Below are 20,233 nucleotides of genomic sequence, written 5' to 3' on the forward strand. Positions count from 1 at the left end.
ACACGAAAAATTGCCGTCCCTCAACAGGACGGCAATCTAACGTAGATCAAATCGAATGCAACTAGAGCGTGATCAGCAGATAACGGTCTCGGCGATCTTGATGCCAAAACCCTCGAGGCCGACATAGTGGCGCTCGCTACGGGTCAGGAGCTTGATCGAGGTAACGCCAAGATCTTTCAGGATCTGCGCGCCGAGGCCGATTTCCAGCCATTCGCTGTCGCGGGCCTTGGCTTCGGCATGGGCTTCTTCGCCCTGACGCAGCTTGCGGCCGTGATCCTTCTGGCCGACGCCGACCGAACCCTCGCGCAGGTAGATGATGACGCCGCGACCCTCTTCCTCGATCTTCCTCATATAGCGATCGACGGAGCGCTGGGTGCCGAACACGTCGCGGGTGACGTTCTCCAGATGCAGGCGAACGGGAATATCGACGCCATCGCGGATATCGCCGAAGATCACCGCCACGTGCTGCATCGGGTCCCAGGGCAGGGAATAGGCATGTGCCTTCGCCTTGCCATGCGGAGTTTCGACATCGAAGCTCGTCTGCAGTTCGATCAGGGTTTCCTTGCGCTGGCGATAGGCGATCAGGTCGGCGACGGAAACCAGCTTCAACTGATGCTGGGCCGCGAAATCGGCAACCTGCGGCCCGCGCATCACTGTACCGTTGTCGTTGACCAGTTCGGAAATGACGCCGATCGGCGGCAGGTTGGCGAGCTTACAGAGATCGACCGCCGCCTCGGTATGGCCCGAACGCATCAGCACGCCGCCTTCGCGGGCGATCAGCGGGAAGATATGGCCCGGCCGCACGAAGTCGGAGGCGCCGGCATTCGGGTTGGCGAGGTTACGGACGGTCAGCGTCCGGTCGTCGGCGGAAATGCCGGTCGTGGTGCCGTGCTTGAAATCGACGCTGACGGTGAAGGCCGTCGTGTGGGCGCTGTCGTTTTCCGCCACCATGGCGTTGAGGTTCAGGCGCTTCGCCTCCTCGCGCGGCATGGGGGTGCAGACGATACCGGACGTATGGCGAACGATGAAGGCCATCTTGTCGGCTGTGCAATGCACGGCGGCGACGATCAGGTCGCCTTCATTCTCGCGATCGTCGTCATCGGTGACGACAACGATTTCGCCGGCTTCGAAGGCCCGGATGGCATCGACAACACGCTTCTGATCATAGGCCATGGATAATTTTCCTAGAAAACACGCCCGGGGTGAGACTGGCCCGTTTGGGCTCGATCGCGCAGATAGTGATCGGTAATCGCGCAGGCAACCATCGCCTCGCCGACGGGAACGCCGCGGATACCGACGCAAGGGTCGTGACGGCCCTTGGTGCGGAGGTCGACATTGTGGCCGTCCGCGTCGATCGACTGCCGTTCGGTGAGAATGGAGGAGGTCGGCTTGATCGCGAAACGGGCAATCACCGGCTCGCCGGTGGAAATACCGCCAAGGATGCCGCCCGCATGGTTGGAGAGGAAAATCCGCTTGCCGTCATTACCCATGCGCATCTGGTCGGCATTTTCCTCGCCGGAAAGTTCGGCGGAAGCAAAACCGTCGCCGATCTCAACGCCCTTGACGGCGTTGATCGACATCAGCAGTCCGGTAATGTCCTGGTCCAGCTTGCCGTAGATCGGCGCACCGAGGCCGGCAGGAACACCTTCCGCGATGACTTCGACAACGGCGCCGATCGAGGAGCCGGATTTACGGATGCCGTCGAGATAGTCCTCCCAGACCGGTACCATTTCCGGATCGGGGCAGAAGAACGGGTTCTGATCGACCTGATCCCAATCCCAGTTGGCGCGGTTGATCTTGTGCTTGCCGATCTGGATCAGCGCTGCACGAACATTGAGACCCGGCACGACCTTGCGGGCGATGGCGCCGGCGGCAACACGCGCCGCCGTCTCGCGGGCCGAGGAGCGGCCGCCGCCGCGATAGTCGCGGATGCCGTATTTCAGGTCATAGGTATAGTCGGCATGGCCCGGCCGATACTGGCGGGCAATCTCACCGTAATCCTTGGAGCGCTGGTCGGTGTTTTCGATCAGCATCGAGATCGGCGTGCCGGTCGAGATCATCGTCTCGCCGTCCTCGTCCATCATCACGCCGGAGAGAATCTTGACGAAATCCTCTTCGCGGCGCTGCGTCACGAAGCGGGACTGGCCGGGCTTGCGCTTGTCCATCCAGGCCTGGATTTCGGCACTCGTAAAACGCAGCCCGGGAGGGCAGCCGTCGACGACGCAGCCGAGCGCCGGTCCGTGGCTTTCGCCCCAGGTGGTGACGCGGAAAAGGTGACCGAAGGTATTATGCGACATGACGAGATACCGGCTGTGAGTGAGCCGTTGTCATATGGAAAAGGCCGCTTGGCGACAAGCTTTTCTTACGCAGGCAAGCCCACCGAAGCATGAACAGTGCGTTCGTCAGGCCGCCTTGCGCCAGCCGCCACGTGCGGTGTCGGTAAAGTCGGCGAAGGAGAGGGGACGGGAGAAGGCATAACCCTGCAGAAGGTCGCAGCCGAGTTCGCGCAAGAGCGCCGCATGCTGCATGGTCTCGACGCCTTCCGCCACCGTCTCGACACCCAGCGAACGGGCGATATCGATGATCGAGCGCACCAGCGCCTTTTCCTGTGGCGAGGAAAGGATCGGCATGACGAGCTGCCGGTCGATCTTCAGCCGCTTCGGTTTCAGCTTCAGCAGGCTGACGATCGAGGTGTGGCCGGTGCCGAAATCGTCGATCTCGATATCGATACCGAGTTCCTTGATACGTTCCAGATTGCCGGCAGCCGAATCCTCGCTCTCGTCGAGGAAGATCGATTCCACCAGTTCGAAGGAGATTTCGCCGGGCGAGATGGCGAGACCCTTCAGCGTATCGATCAGCGTCTCGTCATGCAGGCGTTTGGAGGAGACGTTGACGGAGACCTTCGGCACGCGGATGCCGGCGGCCGCCCAGCGCAGCTTGTCCTTGAGCACGGTTTCCAGAACGATCTGGTCGAGCACGGCGGAAACGTTGAGGTCCTCGGCGATCTTCAGGAAGCGATCCGGCGCCAGGATGCCGTGATGCGGATGGTTCCAGCGGATCAGCGCCTCGACGCCGGTCAGTTCGTTGGTGCGGGCGCAGAATTGCGGCTGGTAGAACGCCGTGAATTCGTGATTGTCGATGCCGGAGAGAACCTCGTCGGCGGTGCGCTTGTGGTTGACGATCTCCGCCTGCAGATTCTGGGTGAAGAATTCGTAGCGGTTGCGGCCGAGCCCTTTTGCCCTGTAGAGCGCGATATCGGCATTGACCAGCACCCGGCGGGCATCGAGGTTCAGGCCGCTTGCCTGAGCGATGCCGATCGACACGCCGCAACGACAGGAAAAACCCTCGAAATCGATCGGCTGGTGAAATTCCCCGATAATGCGCTGGGAAAGCTGCGCCATCTGCTCGGCGCTCGAATTGCCGACCGCCAGGATGACGAATTCGTCGCCGCCGATGCGTGCGACCACGTCGGTCGTGCGCACATTGCGGGCCAGAATACGCGAGGCATGCACCAGCATCGCGTCGCCGGCCGCATGGCCGAGCGTATCGTTGATCTGCTTGAAGCGGTCGAGATCGAGATGCAGGATCGAGAATTTCTGCCGTTCGCCCTGGCTGGAGCGCGACAGGCGGTCGAGTTCCATGTCGAGCTTGCGGCGGTTGGCAAGCAGCGTCAGCGGGTCGTGCAGCGAATTGTGCTCGATACGGCTCTTGGCCAGTTCGAGTTCGAGGTTCTTGGCTTCCGCTTCGTTCTTGGCGGTCTTGAGCTGGTCCGCCAGCAGAACGTCCGCGGTGATGTCGAAGGCAATCCCGACGATCTTGTCGATGCCGCTACGAGCCTTGTGGACCTGACCGACCGAACGCACGAAACGGACCTGGCCGTTTTCCAGCATGATGCGGTGGATCGAGTTGAGCTTTTCCCCGGCAACCACGGCATTGTCCGCCGCACTGATCGCCGCCTCGCGGTCTTCGGGATGCAGACAACCGAGCCAGTCCTCGCGGGTCGTGCGGCGGCCACGATAGGGCAAGCCGTAGAGCTGGTGCATCCGTTCGTCCCAGAAGGCGCTATTATCCCTCAGATCGGCTTCCCAGATGCCGCAATTATAGGAATCCAGCGCCAGATCGAGCCGTTGCGACAACTCTTCGAGGTCCTGTTCGCGGTTGGAAAGTTCGTCGAGCGCCAGTTCCAGCTCGGCATTCTTGATATCGGTCGTATCCTTGGCGTCGCGCAGGGTCTGCGTCATGACCATGTCGGCCGTCGCGTCCCAGACGATGCCGGTGGCGCGGATCGTGCCGTCGGAATTGCGATAGTTCGCGCCGGCGGATCGCAGATGCCGCAGCGTTCCGTCAGAAAGCCGGACGCGATAGATCGCGCTGCAGGGCGTATTGCTGGACGTGCAGTCAAGAATATGCTTCTCCGCCGCCGCCCGGTCTTCCCGATAGACGGAGTCCAGCCAGTCGTTCATCCGGTTGCTGTCGCCGCGCGGCGTCTTCGAATGCAGGCCCGCCGCCCGCTTGTCCCAGAACAGATGGTGATGATCGCCCGTGACCTCCCAGATGCCCATGTTCGAGGCTTCCATGGCCAGGTTGAAGCGCTGCGACAGTTCCAGGAGGTTGGCTTCACGTGCCTTCAGTGCGGCGATGTTGCGGTTGCGCTCCGAGATCAGCGAGGTCGCCACGAAGATCGGCACGATGACGGCAAGCGCTACAAGCGCCAGTCCAAGCCGGAAACTCCACTGGTTCGGCGGCGTCACGTCCCAACCGCTGCGTGGCGCGGCAAGCAGGGTCCAGCGGGCTCCCTTTGGGGCCAGCGACCATTGCATCGGGGATTGCTGCTCGATCTTGTCGTCACCGTAAAAGGCAAGAAACTCAGGCCTTTCGGCATCGCGAAGGGTTATCTGCAGCCAGTTGAGATCGAGGTAATTCTGATTGGCGGCAATCTGCGGGGCAAACGCGGTGGCTGGCGTTTCCGTCAATCCGCGTTCGTCGATCAGGATGGCGATCGCGCCCCATGAGCCGTTGCCGTCATCATCGGCAGCCACAGGAATGATCAAGGTCACCTGATCTTCCTGGGTGCCGCTGACCAGTTTCGGTCCGGTGATGCCCTTGCTGGATTTCAGGTCGTTGGCAAGCCGGCCGAGATCGACATTGCCGATCGTACCCGTGATGCTTTTCCTGATCCCGTCGCGGGTAAGAATCTCCCGCAGCCCGAAATCGGGCGCGATGGCGACCGCGAAGAAATGCTGATCGTTCCGGAATTCCTTATCGACGAAACCCTTGAAGGCCGCCGACACATCTTCGGCGTCGTCACGAAGCACATGCGCCAGATGTTGCCCTGCAACGATATCGGCATCGATGCGCGAAATGATGCGGCGGGAAAGCAGGCCGGCCATCCGTTCCGTGGTGGCGCGCATCTCGGTGCGATATTCGGCCGTGTTGCGCCGATCGAGTATGACGCCGATGGCGATCACCAGAATGGCGATCACGACGGCAATAAGAGTGGGCATGCGTGCATTGCGAAAAAGGCGCGAGGATTTGGATTTGGACGACGGCCAGATTTTCACCCGCACAGACCTTTTGTTCACTCTTCCGATACGTGGAAAACCCTAGGGGAGCAGAGTTAATTTCCCATTGCTCCGAACCCTATGAACTCGTTCGCCATTTATTGTTGAATCAATACTTGGGGCGTTCGGGGCAGGTTTCCGGCCAAACATTAAGATTGGGTAAAAGCCGGGGCCGAAATCGGAAAAGCGTTAACTTTCAGGTCATTACTTATACCGAAAATGTCACGGTCATGGGCGATTTTCGCCACAATCGGCAGGCTAATTGTGCTTCGAAACGAGACAAGACCGCCCCGACCGAAGGCTCCGACCATGCGTATCCTGATTGCCACCCTGCTTGCCACCGCTGGTATGTTCTCGCCCTTGAACAGCTGGGCGCAAAGCGCTGATGTCGAAGCGACGATCAAGGCCGTGGATGCCAAGAAAATGAACTTCACGCTGGATGACGGCAAGACCTACAAGGTGCCGGAAGAGTTCAATTTCGAGGGCCTCAAGGCGGGCGTGAAGGTGCTGGTCTTCTACACGGTGCAGGACGGTAACCGGGTGGTCAACGATCTCGAGATCGTACAGTAGAGCCTGCTGTCCGCGAAAGCATAGCCCAGTATTTCAGATAGTACGTTTAGAGCCACTCGAGGCGGTTCTCGCCGGTGTCGATCTTCAGGATGCGATCCTGCGGCGTCGGCGCTTCGGCGGCGCTGTCTTCAGGCAGGTTGCCGATCAACCGGAAGAGCGAGCGGATGACGCCGCCATGGCTGATGCAGACCGTCGGTCGATCCACCGATTGAAGCCATGCACCGATCCGCCAGCAGAGAATTTCGTAGCTCTCAGCCGCTTCGCCGGGTGGTATGAAGCTCCATTTTTCCCTTTTGCGGGCTCTGAGCCGGTCCGGCGCGATCGTCTTGATTTCCGCCAGCGTATGGCCTTCCCAGTCGCCGAATGAAACTTCGACAAGGCGTTCATCGGTGCGATAGGCTTTGGGATCGAGACCCATGGCGGTGCGAAGCCGTTCCATGGTCTCCCGCGTGCGGGAGAGGGGGCTCGCGACGAAAGCGAAGTCGCCACCGGCGCCGATCAGCTGATGAAGCCGCTCGCCATTGCTGGTCGCCTGAGAGCGACCAAGCGGATTCAGAGGAATGTCTTTCTGGCCCTGAAGGCGGCCTTCCGCATTCCAGTCCGTCTGGCCGTGGCGGATCATGTAGATGAGCACGGTCAGACCCTTGTGTAAAATCAGTCCTTGATGACGGAAATGTCCGGCGCATCGACCGCCTTCATGCCGACGACATGGTAGCCGCTGTCTGCATGATGCGTTTCGCCGGTGACGGAACGCGAGAGGTCCGACAGCATATAGAGGCCGACATCGCCCACTTCCTCAATGGTGACGGTACGGCGCAACGGCGCGTTGTACTCGTTCCACTTGAGAATGTAGCGGAAGTCGCCGATGCCGGAAGCAGCCAGCGTCTTGATCGGACCGGCGGAAATCGCGTTGACGCGGATGTTCTTCGGGCCGAGGTCGACGGCGAGATATTTGACGCTCGCCTCGAGTGCTGCCTTGGCAACGCCCATGACGTTGTAGTTCGGCATGACCTTTTCCGCACCGTAATAGGTCAGCGTCAGCATCGAGCCGCCATCGGTCATCAGCTTCTCGGCGCGGCGTGCGACCGAAGTGAAGGAATAGACCGAGATCTGCATCGTCTTGGCGAAGTTGTCGGCGGACGTATCAACGTAACGGCCGGTCAGTTCGTCCTTGTCAGAAAAGCCGATCGCATGCACGACGAAGTCGATCTTGCCCCAATGCTTTTCGAGATTGTCGAAGACGGCGTCGATGGTCGATTCGTCTGATACGTCGCAATGGCCGGCCATGAAGGCGCCAAGTTCTGCAGCCAGCGGTTCGACGCGCTTCTTCAGCGCATCGCCCTGATAGGTGAATGCGACTTCGCCGCCGTGCTGGTGGATAGCTTTAGCAATACCCCAAGCGATGGAACGGTTGTTGGCAACGCCCATGATGATGCCGCGTTTGCCTGCCATGAGGCCGGAAGCCTGAACCATACTTAGTCCCCTGAAACTTTATATGAATGTTGCCTATGACATAGGCAGCTCAAGGGTTCAAGCTGGCTTCATTCATCTCGTATTAAACACCGTAACCAAGGGTGTACGGCAGTGAAAACTGCCGCAAAAGTGTCATACAGGCCTGTTTTGCCTCAAACATACAGTCCGTGGCGCATGTGGCGCATCAGGTCGGTGACCTTTTCGTCCGGCTTCTCCCACAGAATGATGCGCAGTTCCACGACCAGATCGCCGCGTCCACCGGCGCCGTTCGGCAGGCCGAGACCTTCGAGCCGGACCGTCTGATCGGAGCCGGACCAGGCCGGGACGGTAACCGCGCGATTGCCGTCGGGCGTCTCGACGGTCATCTCGCTGCCGAGCACGGCGTCCTGCAGGGAGATCGGCAGATCCACGTGGAGATCGAACCCATCGACCCGGTAGCGGCTGTCGCGGGCGAGCTTCAGCGTGATGTTGAGATCGCCCTGTTTCATGCCGTTGATCTTGAGGCCCTGACCCTTGAGGCGCACCACATGGCCGTCGGTCATGCCCTTTTCGATGGGAAAGCGAACCTCCCGCTCGTCGGCGAATTTCACGGTGATCGAATTCTGTTTCATCAGGTCCTCGATCGTCACCGGCGCATCGACGGAGAGATCCGGGGCCTTCTCCGGCATCGGCGCGGTGCCGCGGAAGCGGCGCATCAGCGAGGCAATCAGTTCGACGGCTTTTGCCGGCAGGGGAGGGCGCTCGCCGTTCTGCTCTGCCTTGGCTGCGTCTGCCGTCTCGTCGGCAGCCGGCTGCGCCGAGGAGGTGTTCGCCCGGTTCTGCTCGCGGCCTTCGGCGCCGAAGATGCGCTCGATCACGTCTTCCGGCGTTTCCACGCCGGCGCTCTGGTTTTGCGGCTGGCCCGGCTTGGCCTGGTTCTGTTGGGCCTGCCCTGGCTGAGCTTGATTTTGCTGGGCCTGACCCTGTTGAGCCTGGCCCTGACGGGCCTGTCCCTGCGACTGGGCGCGCTGTGCTTCGGTACGCGCCAGCTCTTCCATGACTTTCTCTGCGTTGGCTTTGGCAGCCTTTGCGCGTTCGGCGGCTTCGCGCTGCGCATTGCGCTGCTGCATGATCGTCTGCTGCATTTCTGCGGCCTGATCGTAGCGCTTGCGGCGCGCGGGGTCCTTCAGGACCTCATAGGCCTGACCGATCTCGGCAAACCGGCTCGTCGCCGAGGGGTCGCCCTGATTGTGGTCAGGATGGACGGTCTTGGCCTTGGTGCGCCAGGCCGCCTTGATTTCATCGGGATCGGCGTTTTTCTTCACGCCCAGTACGGAATAGGGATCACGCATATGGACCACCGGTTACCTGAAACGGCAGGGCCACGGTTGATCCCTGGTCCCTCCGATACGCATCACATCTTGGCAGCCTCGCGTTCCAACCCTCATGTTTTGGCGCATGGCGTGCCTGCTCGCGAAGAGCGTAGAACCGTAGTCGTGAATCAGAAGTTACATCGCTAAAATGCCTACAGCTTAGGGTAAAGAAACCGTTGCAAAAGCGGCGTCCGGACCCTGCCGGCCTTACTGCTGCGTGAAAGCGGTCAGCATCCAGTCGCCGCTGCCGGTCAGGCAGGTCTGGCCGGAGAACATGGCAATGCCCTCGTAGGAATGGCGCGTGGTGGTGAAATCGCGGCAGACATGGCCGTCGGCACGCGCCTCGCGGATTTGCGATACGACGCCGGCGCTGCCGGTCGTGGTGTTGGCCCACGGAACCGACGAGGTGCCGAGTTTGGCAAGGTCGACCGAACTGACGGCATTGCGCACGGTCGTTTCGTCGGAAAGCGCGGCGCCCGTATGCTGCGGGCCGGCAACCGTGCCGGTCGAAATGCTCCGGTCGATCTTATCGCTGCTACCGAAGAGGTCCATGCTGCTGGTGCAGCCGGCAAGCGACAGGCCTAAGAGGCAGATCGCCGCGGTGCGGCTGCCAATCATAAGCGAGGACTTTGTACCGCTCTTCGACTTTGCTATCACTTCCACCAGGCGTCCTGTTCGAGAGAGATTTCGGGCACTCTTAGGGAGTATTTTAGTCAATATGTCTGAAAGCGGGTTAACAACTGGTGACTTCACGGAAGAGAACGAGCCATTCGCACTCTTCGGTACGTGGCTGAAGGAAGCCGAAGGCACCGAACCGAACGATCCGAACGCGGTTGCGGTGGCGACCGTCGATGAGCATGGCCTGCCGAATGTGCGCATGGTCCTGCTCAAGGGGTTCGACGAAAAAGGCTTTGTTTTCTATACGAATTTCGAAAGCCAGAAAGGCCGTGAGATCCTCGGCCAGAAGAAGGCGGCCATGTGTTTCCACTGGAAATCGCTGCGCCGCCAGGTGCGTTTGCGCGGCGAGGTCGAAGTGGTCACGGATGCGGAGGCGGATGCCTATTATGCATCCCGCGCCCGCGGCAGCCGCATCGGCGCCTGGGCGTCCAAACAGTCCCGCCCGCTGGAAGGCCGTTTCGCGCTGGAGAAATCCGTCGCCGAATACACCGCCCGTTACGCGATCGGCGAAATTCCGCGTCCGGCCTATTGGTCGGGTTTCCGCATCAAGCCGGTCTCGATCGAATTTTGGCACGACCGCCAGTTCCGCCTGCACGACCGCGTCGAGTTCCGCCGCGCCACTGCGGACGGCCCGTGGGAAAAGGTACGGATGTATCCGTAACCTGAGGCTCAGCGCATCAAAGCGAAGGGGATGCCCGACGCCAGTGCCGAGACGTAACGCGGCTGCTGATAAAAGCCGTTCAGCGAAATGCGCGGCAGGCCGGTGATCCGGCTTGCCGATTTCTCGCAAAGCGTTCCCGGCTGCGTCGTGACCGCGACGGTAAAGCCGATGTCCTTGGCAAGCGTCTGATCTCGCTCGGAAACCGCTTGTTTCGTGCCATAGGGATAGGCGATCGAAAGCGGTCGCTTGCCGATCAGGCTTTCCACATAATCGGCGGACTGGCGCATTTCTTCACGCGCGTCGTCCTCCGACAATCGGGCAACGGCGCGGTGGCTCAGCGTATGGGCGCCGAGCGAGGCGAGCGGATGTGCGGCAAGCGCCCGAAGCTCGTCCGGATCCATGGTCAACTCTGCCGTGATCTTCAGCGGGTCGATGCCATGCTTGCGCGACAGGCTGTCGATGCGCGAAACCGCGATCGTTTCGTCCGACGAGGCGACATAGGCGGAGAACCGGTCGAAAGCGTCGAATTTGCGCGCTTCGGACGTCAGGTCCATCACTTCCGTGCCGCCGCCGAAATCGAATGTCAGTTCGGGCTGGCTCCCGAGCAGTTCGGCAAGCGTCTCCCACCACAGCGAATGAGTGCGTTCTGCAAATCCGCGGGCGACGAAAACGGTAAACGGCGCGCCATGCTGCTCGAAGACGGGCAGGGCGTATTCGGCATTGTTGCGATACCCGTCATCGAGGGTGAAGGCCGCAAATGGCTGTTTGGTCGGTCTTGCCAGGCGCGCCGGTACATCTTCCAGCCGGATGAACTCATAACCTTCTGCATAAAGCCGCTCGATCGCTTCGCTCAAAAATTCAGGCGTGATTTCCAGATGCGCGCTGGTCTGCAAAAGGCGGTGCTTTTTCGGACGGACATGATGGAGGGTGAAGATCGCGCCGCGCCCACGCGCGTTCGACATCATTCCGGCACTGGCAAGCGCCGCTGCCATATCGAGGCCGCCGGCGACAAGACGGCGCTTGACGTCGCGGCGCCACAGCGCCTGCAGCCTGTCCTTTGTGTGCCCCACGGAGATCACGCCCACGTTACCCGATATCAGACGCGGACCCTACTCCCGACCCGTTAAGCCTTGCTGAATATACGAGCAGGAATCCGTTCTATGGGCGCAATGCATCGAATAGTGGCAGCCCGATGATCGCGGCCATGGCGATCAGCAGGAAACAAAGGCGCCGGAAGGTGGCGTCGGAAGCCGCGCCGAACAGTTTTGAGCCGATGAACAGGCCGATGCCGTAACCCGGTCCCGCCAGAAGGGAAATCAGCAGCACTTCGGCCTTCAGCAGGCCGCCGCTCGTATAGGATATGGCCGAGATGATGCTCGATAGGGGGAAATACAGGATGAGATTGGCCCGCACCGTCAGAGCCGGAATGGCGCCGCCGAGCCAATAGGCGACGACGGGCGGCCCGGACATCTGGGCTGCACCGCCGAAAAGCCCGGCCAGAGCTCCGACCCCGATCGTCAGCGGCGTCTTCGGCCTGCCGTGATACCGCCAGCCGGTGATGAGGAAGGCCAGCAGGCCGAGCGCGATACCCGAAATGATCCATCGCAGCGCGACGGATGGCAGAAGCGTCAGCAGGATTGTCCCGACCGGCACGCCGACCACCGTGCCGATCAGCATGGTGAAGACCTCCCGCCGGTTGGCTCGCCGCCAGCCTTCCGGCAGCATTCCCAATGTCATGATGCCGTCGATCACCAGCAGCAGGGCCGGCGCGATCTTCGGCCCGACGGCCGCGCTGGCGAGCGGCACGAAGATCAGCGCCCCACCAAAGCCGGAAAAGCCACGCGCCATGCCGGCGATCATGGCCGCAAAGAATACGAAGGCGAGTTCGGCGGCAGAATGACCCGGAATCCAGGCTTCCAGAAAAGCGGCAAATGGTGAGGAGGAGTTCATGGCAGGGCAGTCGTGCGGAGATGAGCGATGGCCGCACCTGCCGGGGTTTGGATGAGGGAGTCAAGCGAAAACGGGCTGGACAAGCAAGCCGGAATCACCGCTCTCCTGTGAATACAAAAGGAGAACAAATATGTTGGAGAAACTCGCCGCCCAATTCGAAGCTGCATCGGCCCGATATGCGGAAGACAACGGCATTAAACGCGATCAGGACTGGTTCGTGCTGAAGCTGCAGGAGGAAATGGGGGAACTGACCCAGGCCTGGAACCGCAAGACCGGGCGGGGCCGGGCGAAGGGCCGCAGTGCGGAAGAGTTAAACCGCGACCTTGCCAATGAGACCGCCGATCTCTTGGGTCACATCCTGCTGTTTGCCCACCAGAACGATCTCGACCTTGATGCGGCGATCGAGCGGAAGTGGTTGTTCAGGCCGGTAGCTGGGTAGCAGGTAATTCTGGAGCGATGATTGGCCGTTTTCGGTTGGCGATCCACCAATCGCATTGTTGTTCCGTGTAACCGAGAAGCAATCCTTGCCGGTGCTCCTTGTCATTGTTCCAAGGTCCGGGCATGCGCTCAAGTTCGATATAGGCCTCAATACGCCATTCCTCGCCCGGCAGGGCGAAAAAGACTTCGATAAGCCCGTCAGACTTGTCCGCACGTTCTTGGGTAATTCCAATAATCCTGCAATCTTCAACGTGCGGCCGAAAACAGGACAGTCTCTCCAGCAACCAGTCCTTCTCGTCGCAGAAGACGGAAAGCGGCTTCCGTCCATCGAGCATCAGCGGAAGCTCAAAACCTGTATGAACAAGGTAGGGAACGCGATCGATCCAGTGCGGTCGGTCGATCTGGACATCTCCATCCCAATTGGGGAGGGGCAGTCCGAGCAATTGCCCGATGGCCATTCGTTCGTTTGAGTCGAGGTAATATATGGCGCCAGTCAGATCGTCGACGTCGACCACGAGAAGACGCGCGATCGCTTCTACTTCCGCCTCGAATTTCAGTTCATGCGCAGAACAGCCGGTCTCCGGCGACAGGAATTTCAGGATGAATGTCTCTGTCGCCATGAGATTGTTTGCAATCAAGCCTTCGTCCCGCCGACCGTCACCTGATCCATCCGCAGATGCGGCTGGCCGACGCCGACGGGGACCCATTGGCCGCCTTTGCCGCAATTGCCGATGCCAGTGTCGAGTTTCATGTCGTTGCCGACCATCGAGACGCGCTTCATCGCTTCCGGGCCGTTGCCGATCAGCATGGCGCCCTTGATCGCCGGGCCGACCTTGCCGTTTTCAATGAGATAGGCCTCGGTGCAGCCGAACACGAATTTGCCTGAGGTGATATCCACCTGGCCGCCGCCAAAGGAGACGGCGTAGATGCCCTTCTTGACCGAAGCGATGATCTCTTCCGGCGATTTGTCGCCGCCGAGCATGTAGGTATTGGTCATGCGCGGCATCGGCGTGTGGGCATAACCCTGCCGGCGGCCGTTGCCGGTGGGCTGCACGCCCATCAGCCGGGCATTCTGGCGGTCCTGCATATAGCCGACCAGCCGACCATTCTCGATCAGCACATTATAGGCGGAGGGCGTGCCTTCGTCATCGATGGTAATCGAGCCGCGGCGGTTGTCGATCGTGCCGTCGTCGACGACGGTGACGCCCGGAGCGGCGACCATCTCGCCCATCAGCCCGGCAAAGGCGGATGTCTTCTTGCGGTTGAAATCGCCTTCCAGCCCGTGGCCGACGGCTTCGTGCAGCATCACGCCCGGCCAGCCGGAGCTCAGCACGACATCCATCGTGCCGGCCGGCGCGTCGATTGCGGTCAGGTTGACAAGTGCCTGGCGCAGTGCCTCATCGGCGCCGGTCTGCCAGTTGCCGGAGAGAACGAAATCGCCGAAACCGATACGGCCGCCGGTGCCGAAGGAGCCCGATTCCTGCCGGTCGCCGTCACCCACCACGACGGAAATGTTGATGCGCGTCATCGGACGGATGTCCTGCACCCGGTGACCGTCGGCGCGCAGGATATCGACCACCTGCCAGCTGGCCGCGACGGAGGCCGTCACCTGACGGACCTTGTCATTCGTGTCGCGCAGATAGGCGTCGATATCGGTGAGGAGCTTCACCTTCTCTTCGAAGCTCGGGCTACCGATCGGGTTCTCGTCGCCGTAATATTTCTTGTTGGTGCGCTGGGGGGCTGCCGCATAGGAGCCGGAATAACCGGAGGTCACCGCGCGAACCGCATCGGAAGCGCGGGAGAGTGCCGATGCCGAAAGCTCGCCGGAATGGGCATAACCGACCGCTTCACCTGCCACCGCACGCAAGCCAAAACCCTGGTCGGTGTTGAACGAGCCGCCCTTCAGCCGCCCATTGTCGAAGGTCAGCGATTCCGCTTGGGCATGCTCGACGTAAAGCTCGCCGTCATCGGCGCCTGAAAGCGCCTCGGAAAGGACCGAGCGGAGTTTCGCTTCATCGCTGTCGAAAAGGGAGATCAGGTCGGTATTCATGTCGTGCTCCTTCAGCGCGTGCCCCGGGGAAGGGCGGGGCGGCGGTTTAAGCCACGCGCTCTGTTCCAACCGATGTAGGTCCGGCGGGCGTGCGAAGCAAGCCTAGCGGCCCGATGCGCGATCACTCAGGAAGTTCTGCGCTTCGCGCGGCATCGCCGCCCGCGGCAGAATGTTGAAGGCATTGTCGCCGCTGAACAGCATGAAGGATTTCGGCCGTTCCCAGATGTCGGTGACGTTGTTCCAGTTGAGCCGGCCCTGGCCGAGGCTCGAATCGACGCCGAAGCCTTCCGGATCGACGGTGATCTCGGCGCTGCGGCCGCTCATGCGCTTGTAGCGGCGATTAAGGCTCGAGGCATGCGCCTGCCAGGCGATCAGGCTGAACAGCGCCGGAAAGCAGGCCACCGCAAAGGCGAGCAGCGCGAACGTGAACTTGGCCTGGATCAAAAGGAAAAGACAGGCGACCAGCATCAGGCCGCCTGCAGCCCAGATCATCTTCTTCTCGACGATGGTTCGCTGTATGACGAATGTCAAAAGCGCCTCGCGCACCACATCATCGTCAAAGCGGGCGGTGAAGTGGTGACTGCCGTGCAGCTCCATCATCGTATCTCTTTATATATAGCTGAAACGGGTCGTGTTGATGATCAGGGAAGCGCGTCGTAGCCTTCGCCGAAACCGGTGAGCTCGATCGGAATGCCGACGCGGTCCTGGTCGGCCGATTCGCGCAGTGCGAAGACGGCGGCCTTGCCGGCGCGCAGGATGCGCATCAGCTCATCGTCGATCTCCACTTCCACATAGCAGCCCTCCGAGAAGCAGCGGGTGAAATAGGCGCGACCGATATTGTTGTTGTCGACATAGAGCTCCATGCCGTCCTTCAACAGAACGCCGAGCGGCGCCAGGATGCGCAGGATCTTCGCCTTGCGGTCGGCGGTCTTGAGTACCACGACGGAAAGGCCGACTTCCGGACGGTCTTCGGCGATGACGTTCTGCATCAGCGCGCACTGGTCGGCGGACGCGCCGGCCGGCCGGTCGCAGATGATCGACCATGCACCGTGATTCTCGCGCACATTGCCCGGCGGCTTCGGAGCTTGCGGCGCCGGCTGCTGGGCCTGGACGCCGGGCGTCGTCGGCCGGGGCGGCTGCGGCACGGGAGCCTGTGCTGCCGGGGGCTGGAGACCCTGGGCCGGCCGCGCACCCGGCTGCGCCTGCTGAGCTTGAGCCGAAGGTGCAATAGCCGGAAGAGAGAAGGCCGTTGCAAACATCACGGCAAGGCAGGCGCGGAGCAGGGAGGGACGACCCATGGAGACCTCTGGAAGACGAATCAGTGCGGCTATTCTTGGCGTTCGCCGGATGAAATGAAAAGCCCCGCCCACTTTCCAGCCGAGTGCGGCGAAAATGGGACTCGGGCTACTTAGCACGGCATGCACACTTTATTATGAAGAAAAGCAGTGGAAAGCGCGCTAGAATGTCGCCGTCCGCTCATCTGTTTCGCCTGAGGTCGCGACAGAACAAGCCTTGCTCCGTGCCGTGCTGCTTTATCATTATGGCACGATTGAGGGGTTTGGCGGGAGACGCAAAAATGCCGCATGGGCTTTTCCAGCCAGATATTGCGGCGGCAGGCAAACTGTGATTGAAGCAGACCATATAGCTTGGATTCTGCGTTCGGTTTGATCCAGATCAGACGCATGGGGAGATAATGTTGTGATGAACAGAGCTTATGCAGTGATGACGGGGCTCATCTGTCTGCTCTTTGCATCTGCCGGATATGCGGACCAGCCGCGTCCGTGGCAGATCAATTTTCAGGATGCGGCAACGCCGATCATGCACCAGATTACCTGGTTCAACCACTATACACTGTGGTTCATCGTGCCGGTGACGCTTCTGGTCCTGGCCCTTCTGGTCGTGGTTGCCCTCAAGTTCCGCGCCAGCGTCAATCCGGTGCCGTCGCGTACCAGCCATAACACGGTGATCGAGATCGTCTGGACCATCGCTCCGGTGCTGATCCTCTTCTTCCTCGCCATCCCCTCGTTCAACCTCCTCAATGCCCAGCTGGAAATTCCCGACTCGGACATGACGGTGAAGGCGACCGCCACCCAGTGGCAGTGGAACTACGAATATGAAGGCACGCCGGCTCCGGTCGCCTTCGATAGTTTCCTGCTCAAGGACGGCGACCGCGCCGCCGCCGGCAAGACCGACATCGCCCGCTTCCCGCGCCTTCTCGCTGTCGACAACGAACTGATCATTCCGGTCGGCAAGACGGTCCGCGTGCTCGTTACCGCCGCTCCGTCGGACGTCATTCACGCCTTCGCGATGCCGGCTTTCGGCATCAAGATCGACGCCGTCCCGGGTCGCCTCAACGAGACCTGGTTCAAGGCCGAGAAGGAAGGCATGTATTACGGCCAGTGCTCCGAGCTTTGCGGCAAGGACCACGCCTTCATGCCGATCGCCATCCATGTCGTGTCGGAAGACAAGTACAAGGCATGGCTCGCGCAGGCTGCAACCGACCTTCCGGGCGCCTACAAGACGCTCGTGGCCGATGCCGGCAAGCCGGCTGACGGCGTTGCCGTCGCTGCGAACGTTTCCAAGTAACATAGGGGAGTGAGATTATGGCTGGACATTCCGCTCACGACGATCACGCTCATGACCGCACCTCTCACGATGCGCATGCACACGACGATCATCACGATCACCACCACGCGCCGACTTTCGCGCAGCGTTGGCTTTTCTCGACCAACCACAAGGACATCGGCACGCTCTATCTGATCTTCGCGATCTTTGCGGGCATCGTCGGCGGCCTTCTGTCGGTCGCCATGCGTATGGAACTGCAGGAGCCGGGCATCCAGATCTTCCACGGTCTGGCATCGATGGTTTACGGTTTCGAAGGTGATGCTGCCATCGACGGCGGCAAGCACATGTTCAACGTCTTCACCACCGGTCACGCGCTGATCATGATCTTCTTCATGGTCATGCCGGCGATGATCGGCGGTTTCGCCAACTGGATGGTGCCGATCATGATCGGCGCGCCGGACATGGCCTTCCCGCGCCTGAACAACATCTCCTTCTGGCTGATCGTTCCCGCCTTCCTGCTTCTGCTGCTTTCGATGTTCGTCGAAGGTCCGGCGGGCGCGTTCGGCGTCGGCGGCGGCTGGACCATGTATCCGCCGCTCGCGACCTCCGGTCAGCCGGGCCCGGCCGTCGACCTGGCGATCTTCTCGCTGCACGTTGCCGGCGCGTCCTCGATCCTCGGCGCGATCAACTTCATTACTACGATCCTGAACATGCGCGCTCCGGGCATGACGCTGCACAAGATGCCGCTTTTCGCCTGGGCCGTTCTGATCACCGCCTTCCTGCTGCTGCTCTCGCTGCCGGTTCTGGCGGGCGCGATCACCATGCTTCTGACCGACCGTAACTTCGGCACCACCTTCTTCTCGCCTGAAGGCGGCGGTGACCCGATCCTCTACCAGCACCTGTTCTGGTTTTTCGGTCACCCGGAAGTCTACATCCTGATCCTGCCCGGCTTCGGCATCATCAGCCACATCGTCTCGACCTTCTCGAAGAAGCCGATCTTCGGTTACCTCGGCATGGCATACGCCATGGTCGCCATCGGTGCCGTCGGCTTCATCGTCTGGGCCCACCACATGTACACGGTCGGCCTGTCGCTCGATGCACAGCGTTACTTCGTCTTCGCGACGATGGTCATCGCCGTCCCGACCGGCATCAAGATTTTCTCGTGGATCGCAACGATGTGGGGCGGTTCGCTCACCTTCTCGACCCCGATGATCTGGGCGATCGGCTTCATCTTCCTGTTCACCGTCGGCGGTGTGACGGGCGTGCAGCTCGCCAATGCCGGTCTCGACCGTTCGCTGCATGACACCTATTACGTCGTGGCTCACTTCCACTACGTTCTGTCGCTCGGCGCCGTCTTCGCGATCTTCGCAGCCTGGTACTACTGGTTCCCGAAAATGTTCGGCTACATGTACAGCCAGAAGATCGGCAACCTGCATTTCTGGGTGATGTTCGTCGGCGTGAACCTCGTGTTCTTCCCGCAGCACTTCCTCGGCCTTGCCGGCATGCCGCGCCGCTACATCGACTATCCGGATGCATTTGCCGGCTGGAACTACGTTTCCTCCATCGGCTCCTACATCTCCTTCGTCGGTGTGCTGATCTTCCTCTTCGGTGTCTGGGAAGCCTTCGCCAAGAAGCGCGTCGCCGGCGACAACCCCTGGGGTGAAGGTGCGACGACGCTGGAATGGCAGCTGTCTTCGCCGCCGCCGTACCACCAGTGGGAACAGCTGCCGCGCATCAAGTAAGCGCCCGGGTCTCAAGCCCCGCTATCCAAAAAGGGGCATCGCGACAGCCGCGATGCCCTGAAATGCCAAACAGGACGGTTCACGAATAAAATGACGGTTATCGACAATCACGACGCTCTCGGCACCGATGGAGGCGTTCGCCTCTCGGAAGCGGGTGCGCGCGATTTCTTCGAACTCCTGAAGCCGCGCGTCATGTCGCTCGTGGTCTTCACCGCATTCGCCGGCCTGATGCTTGCGCCCGGACATATCAATCCGATCCTCGGCGTCATCTCCATTCTCTGCATCGCGGTCGGTGCCGGTGCCTCCGGCGCGCTCAACATGTGGTACGACGCCGATATCGACGCCGTCATGAGCCGCACCGCGAACCGCCCGATCCCGGCCGGCCGCATCTTGCCGCAGGAAGCGCTCGCCTTCGGCCTGACGCTCTCGGTCTTCTCGGTCGTCATCCTTGGGCTGGCGGTCAACTGGTTCTCGGCAGCACTGCTTGCCTTCACCATCTTCTTCTACGCCGTAGTCTACACGATGTGGCTGAAGCGCTCGACGCCGCAGAACATCGTCATCGGCGGCGCATCCGGCGCCTTCCCGCCGATGATCGGCTGGGCCTGCGTGACGGGCGGCGTTTCGCTCGACAGCATCCTGCTTTTCATGATCATCTTCCTATGGACGCCGGCGCATTTCTGGGCGCTCGCCCTCTTCAAGATGCGCGATTACGGCTCTGTCGGCGTGCCGATGATGCCGAACGTTGCCGGTGAAAGCTCCACCAAGACCCAGATCGTCGTCTACGCCGTGCTGACCGCGTTTACCGCCGTAGCGCCGGTCGCAACCGGTCTCGTCGGCATCGGTTACGGCCTGTTCGCCACCGTGCTCGGTCTGATTTTCATATACTGTTCCATCGCCGTTCGGCGCATGCCGGATGGCGATGAGAAGATGGTGCCGGCGAAAAAGATGTTCGCCTATTCGATCTTCTATCTTTTTGCGATCTTCTCGGCGCTTCTGGCGGATCACATGTTCGCCGGCCTGCCGAGCCTCCTTGGAGGTATGCTGTGATCGATACCGTGAAGCTGAACGAAGCCCAGAAGAAGTCTCGCCGCAACCGCAACGTGGCGCTTGGCCTCGTGCTGGCCGGTCTGGTCGTCCTTTTCTACATGATGACGCTCGCCAAAATCGGCGGATTCTGGAACTAGGATCGGGAT

The 20,233-nt window shown here is 60.9% G+C and carries 20 protein-coding genes; 7 read left to right on the plus strand and 13 right to left on the minus strand.

The genetic code is table 11. The annotated features are described in order from the left end of the window. Positions 1 to 72: 72 nt before the first annotated feature. From ribB to KX729_RS06035, 3 genes are all read right to left on the minus strand, one after another. Positions 73 to 1,173 (minus strand): 3,4-dihydroxy-2-butanone-4-phosphate synthase, encoded by a 1,101-nt coding sequence (ribB, locus tag KX729_RS06025; protein WP_219741529.1) that lies wholly within the window; start codon positions 1,171 to 1,173, stop codon positions 73 to 75. Positions 1,174 to 1,184: 11 nt separating this feature from the next. After that, the gene (gene aroC / locus KX729_RS06030) at positions 1,185 to 2,297 is read right to left on the minus strand and encodes a chorismate synthase (RefSeq protein WP_219741530.1); all 1,113 of its coding nucleotides are present in this window, start codon (positions 2,295 to 2,297) and stop codon (positions 1,185 to 1,187) included. A 105-nt stretch (positions 2,298 to 2,402) separates the two neighbouring features. Next, complete coding sequence (locus KX729_RS06035) at positions 2,403 to 5,504, minus strand: bifunctional diguanylate cyclase/phosphodiesterase (RefSeq protein ID WP_219741531.1); 3,102 nt, start codon at positions 5,502 to 5,504, stop codon at positions 2,403 to 2,405. Positions 5,505 to 5,870: 366 nt separating this feature from the next. On the opposite strand from KX729_RS06035, the gene KX729_RS06040 reads away from it, so the two are divergent. Then, positions 5,871 to 6,131: a DUF1344 domain-containing protein gene (locus tag KX729_RS06040; RefSeq protein WP_219741532.1), complete on the plus strand. Its 261-nt coding sequence runs from the start codon at positions 5,871 to 5,873 to the stop codon at positions 6,129 to 6,131. Between the two features lie 46 nt (positions 6,132 to 6,177). Here KX729_RS06040 and KX729_RS06045 read toward each other — a convergent pair whose 3' ends face one another. The 4 genes from KX729_RS06045 to KX729_RS06060 all read right to left on the minus strand — a co-directional run bounded on the left by KX729_RS06045 (position 6,178) and on the right by KX729_RS06060 (position 9,619). After that, a complete protein-coding gene (locus KX729_RS06045) occupies positions 6,178 to 6,765 on the minus strand; it encodes a histidine phosphatase family protein (RefSeq protein WP_219741533.1) in 588 nt (195 codons plus the stop codon). Between the two features lie 20 nt (positions 6,766 to 6,785). Beyond that, positions 6,786 to 7,604, minus strand: a complete 819-nt coding sequence (gene fabI / locus KX729_RS06050) for an enoyl-ACP reductase FabI (protein ID WP_219741534.1) — start codon at positions 7,602 to 7,604, stop codon at positions 6,786 to 6,788. 152 nt (positions 7,605 to 7,756) lie between these two features. Continuing rightward, positions 7,757 to 8,935, minus strand: a complete 1,179-nt coding sequence (locus KX729_RS06055) for a DnaJ C-terminal domain-containing protein (protein WP_219741535.1) — start codon at positions 8,933 to 8,935, stop codon at positions 7,757 to 7,759. A 228-nt stretch (positions 8,936 to 9,163) separates the two neighbouring features. Beyond that, complete coding sequence (locus tag KX729_RS06060; protein ID WP_219741536.1) at positions 9,164 to 9,619, minus strand: RT0821/Lpp0805 family surface protein; 456 nt, start codon at positions 9,617 to 9,619, stop codon at positions 9,164 to 9,166. A 55-nt stretch (positions 9,620 to 9,674) separates the two neighbouring features. On the opposite strand from KX729_RS06060, the gene pdxH reads away from it, so the two are divergent. Then, positions 9,675 to 10,295 (plus strand): pyridoxamine 5'-phosphate oxidase, encoded by a 621-nt coding sequence (gene pdxH / locus KX729_RS06065; protein WP_219741537.1) that lies wholly within the window; start codon positions 9,675 to 9,677, stop codon positions 10,293 to 10,295. Positions 10,296 to 10,303: 8 nt separating this feature from the next. On the opposite strand, the gene KX729_RS06070 is transcribed toward pdxH, so the two are convergent. Both KX729_RS06070 and KX729_RS06075 read right to left on the minus strand, forming a co-directional pair. Continuing rightward, the gene (locus KX729_RS06070) at positions 10,304 to 11,344 is read right to left on the minus strand and encodes a polysaccharide deacetylase family protein (protein ID WP_219741851.1); all 1,041 of its coding nucleotides are present in this window, start codon (positions 11,342 to 11,344) and stop codon (positions 10,304 to 10,306) included. A gap of 109 nt (positions 11,345 to 11,453) precedes the next feature. Then, positions 11,454 to 12,245 carry a sulfite exporter TauE/SafE family protein gene (locus KX729_RS06075; protein ID WP_219741538.1) on the minus strand — a complete coding sequence of 264 codons (792 nt, stop codon included), beginning with the start codon at positions 12,243 to 12,245 and terminating at the stop codon, positions 11,454 to 11,456. 130 nt (positions 12,246 to 12,375) lie between these two features. Here KX729_RS06075 and KX729_RS06080 point away from each other — a divergent pair, with 130 nt between their 5' ends. After that, positions 12,376 to 12,684 carry a nucleoside triphosphate pyrophosphohydrolase family protein gene (locus KX729_RS06080; protein WP_219741539.1) on the plus strand — a complete coding sequence of 103 codons (309 nt, stop codon included), beginning with the start codon at positions 12,376 to 12,378 and terminating at the stop codon, positions 12,682 to 12,684. On the opposite strand, the gene KX729_RS06085 is transcribed toward KX729_RS06080, so the two are convergent. The 4 genes from KX729_RS06085 to KX729_RS06100 all read right to left on the minus strand — a co-directional run bounded on the left by KX729_RS06085 (position 12,665) and on the right by KX729_RS06100 (position 16,031). After that, the gene (locus tag KX729_RS06085) at positions 12,665 to 13,321 is read right to left on the minus strand and encodes a hypothetical protein (protein ID WP_219741540.1); all 657 of its coding nucleotides are present in this window, start codon (positions 13,319 to 13,321) and stop codon (positions 12,665 to 12,667) included. The genes KX729_RS06080 and KX729_RS06085 overlap by 20 nt on opposite strands. Further along, a complete protein-coding gene (gene tldD, locus KX729_RS06090; RefSeq protein ID WP_219741541.1) occupies positions 13,318 to 14,733 on the minus strand; it encodes a metalloprotease TldD in 1,416 nt (471 codons plus the stop codon). Before tldD ends, KX729_RS06085 begins: the two co-directional genes overlap by 4 nt. A gap of 102 nt (positions 14,734 to 14,835) precedes the next feature. Next, positions 14,836 to 15,333 carry a YcxB family protein gene (locus tag KX729_RS06095; protein WP_219741542.1) on the minus strand — a complete coding sequence of 166 codons (498 nt, stop codon included), beginning with the start codon at positions 15,331 to 15,333 and terminating at the stop codon, positions 14,836 to 14,838. 41 nt (positions 15,334 to 15,374) lie between these two features. Further along, positions 15,375 to 16,031, minus strand: coding sequence for an invasion associated locus B family protein (locus KX729_RS06100; protein ID WP_246617425.1), 657 nt, complete (start codon positions 16,029 to 16,031; stop codon positions 15,375 to 15,377). A 403-nt stretch (positions 16,032 to 16,434) separates the two neighbouring features. On the opposite strand from KX729_RS06100, the gene coxB reads away from it, so the two are divergent. From coxB to KX729_RS06120, 4 genes are all read left to right on the plus strand, one after another. Next, positions 16,435 to 17,319: a cytochrome c oxidase subunit II gene (gene coxB, locus KX729_RS06105; RefSeq protein WP_219741543.1), complete on the plus strand. Its 885-nt coding sequence runs from the start codon at positions 16,435 to 16,437 to the stop codon at positions 17,317 to 17,319. A gap of 17 nt (positions 17,320 to 17,336) precedes the next feature. Then, entirely contained in the window at positions 17,337 to 19,040 is a 1,704-nt protein-coding gene (ctaD, locus tag KX729_RS06110) for a cytochrome c oxidase subunit I (protein WP_219741544.1), read from the plus strand. A gap of 90 nt (positions 19,041 to 19,130) precedes the next feature. Next, entirely contained in the window at positions 19,131 to 20,087 is a 957-nt protein-coding gene (locus tag KX729_RS06115) for a heme o synthase (RefSeq protein ID WP_219741545.1), read from the plus strand. After that, positions 20,087 to 20,224 carry a cytochrome c oxidase system small membrane protein gene (locus KX729_RS06120; RefSeq protein ID WP_512699451.1) on the plus strand — a complete coding sequence of 46 codons (138 nt, stop codon included), beginning with the start codon at positions 20,087 to 20,089 and terminating at the stop codon, positions 20,222 to 20,224. The genes KX729_RS06115 and KX729_RS06120 overlap by 1 nt, the downstream gene beginning before the upstream one ends. Positions 20,225 to 20,233: the final 9 nt, after the last annotated feature.

The organism is Neorhizobium populisoli (assembly GCF_019430945.1).
GTDB classification, from domain to species: domain Bacteria; phylum Pseudomonadota; class Alphaproteobacteria; order Rhizobiales; family Rhizobiaceae; genus Neorhizobium; species Neorhizobium populisoli.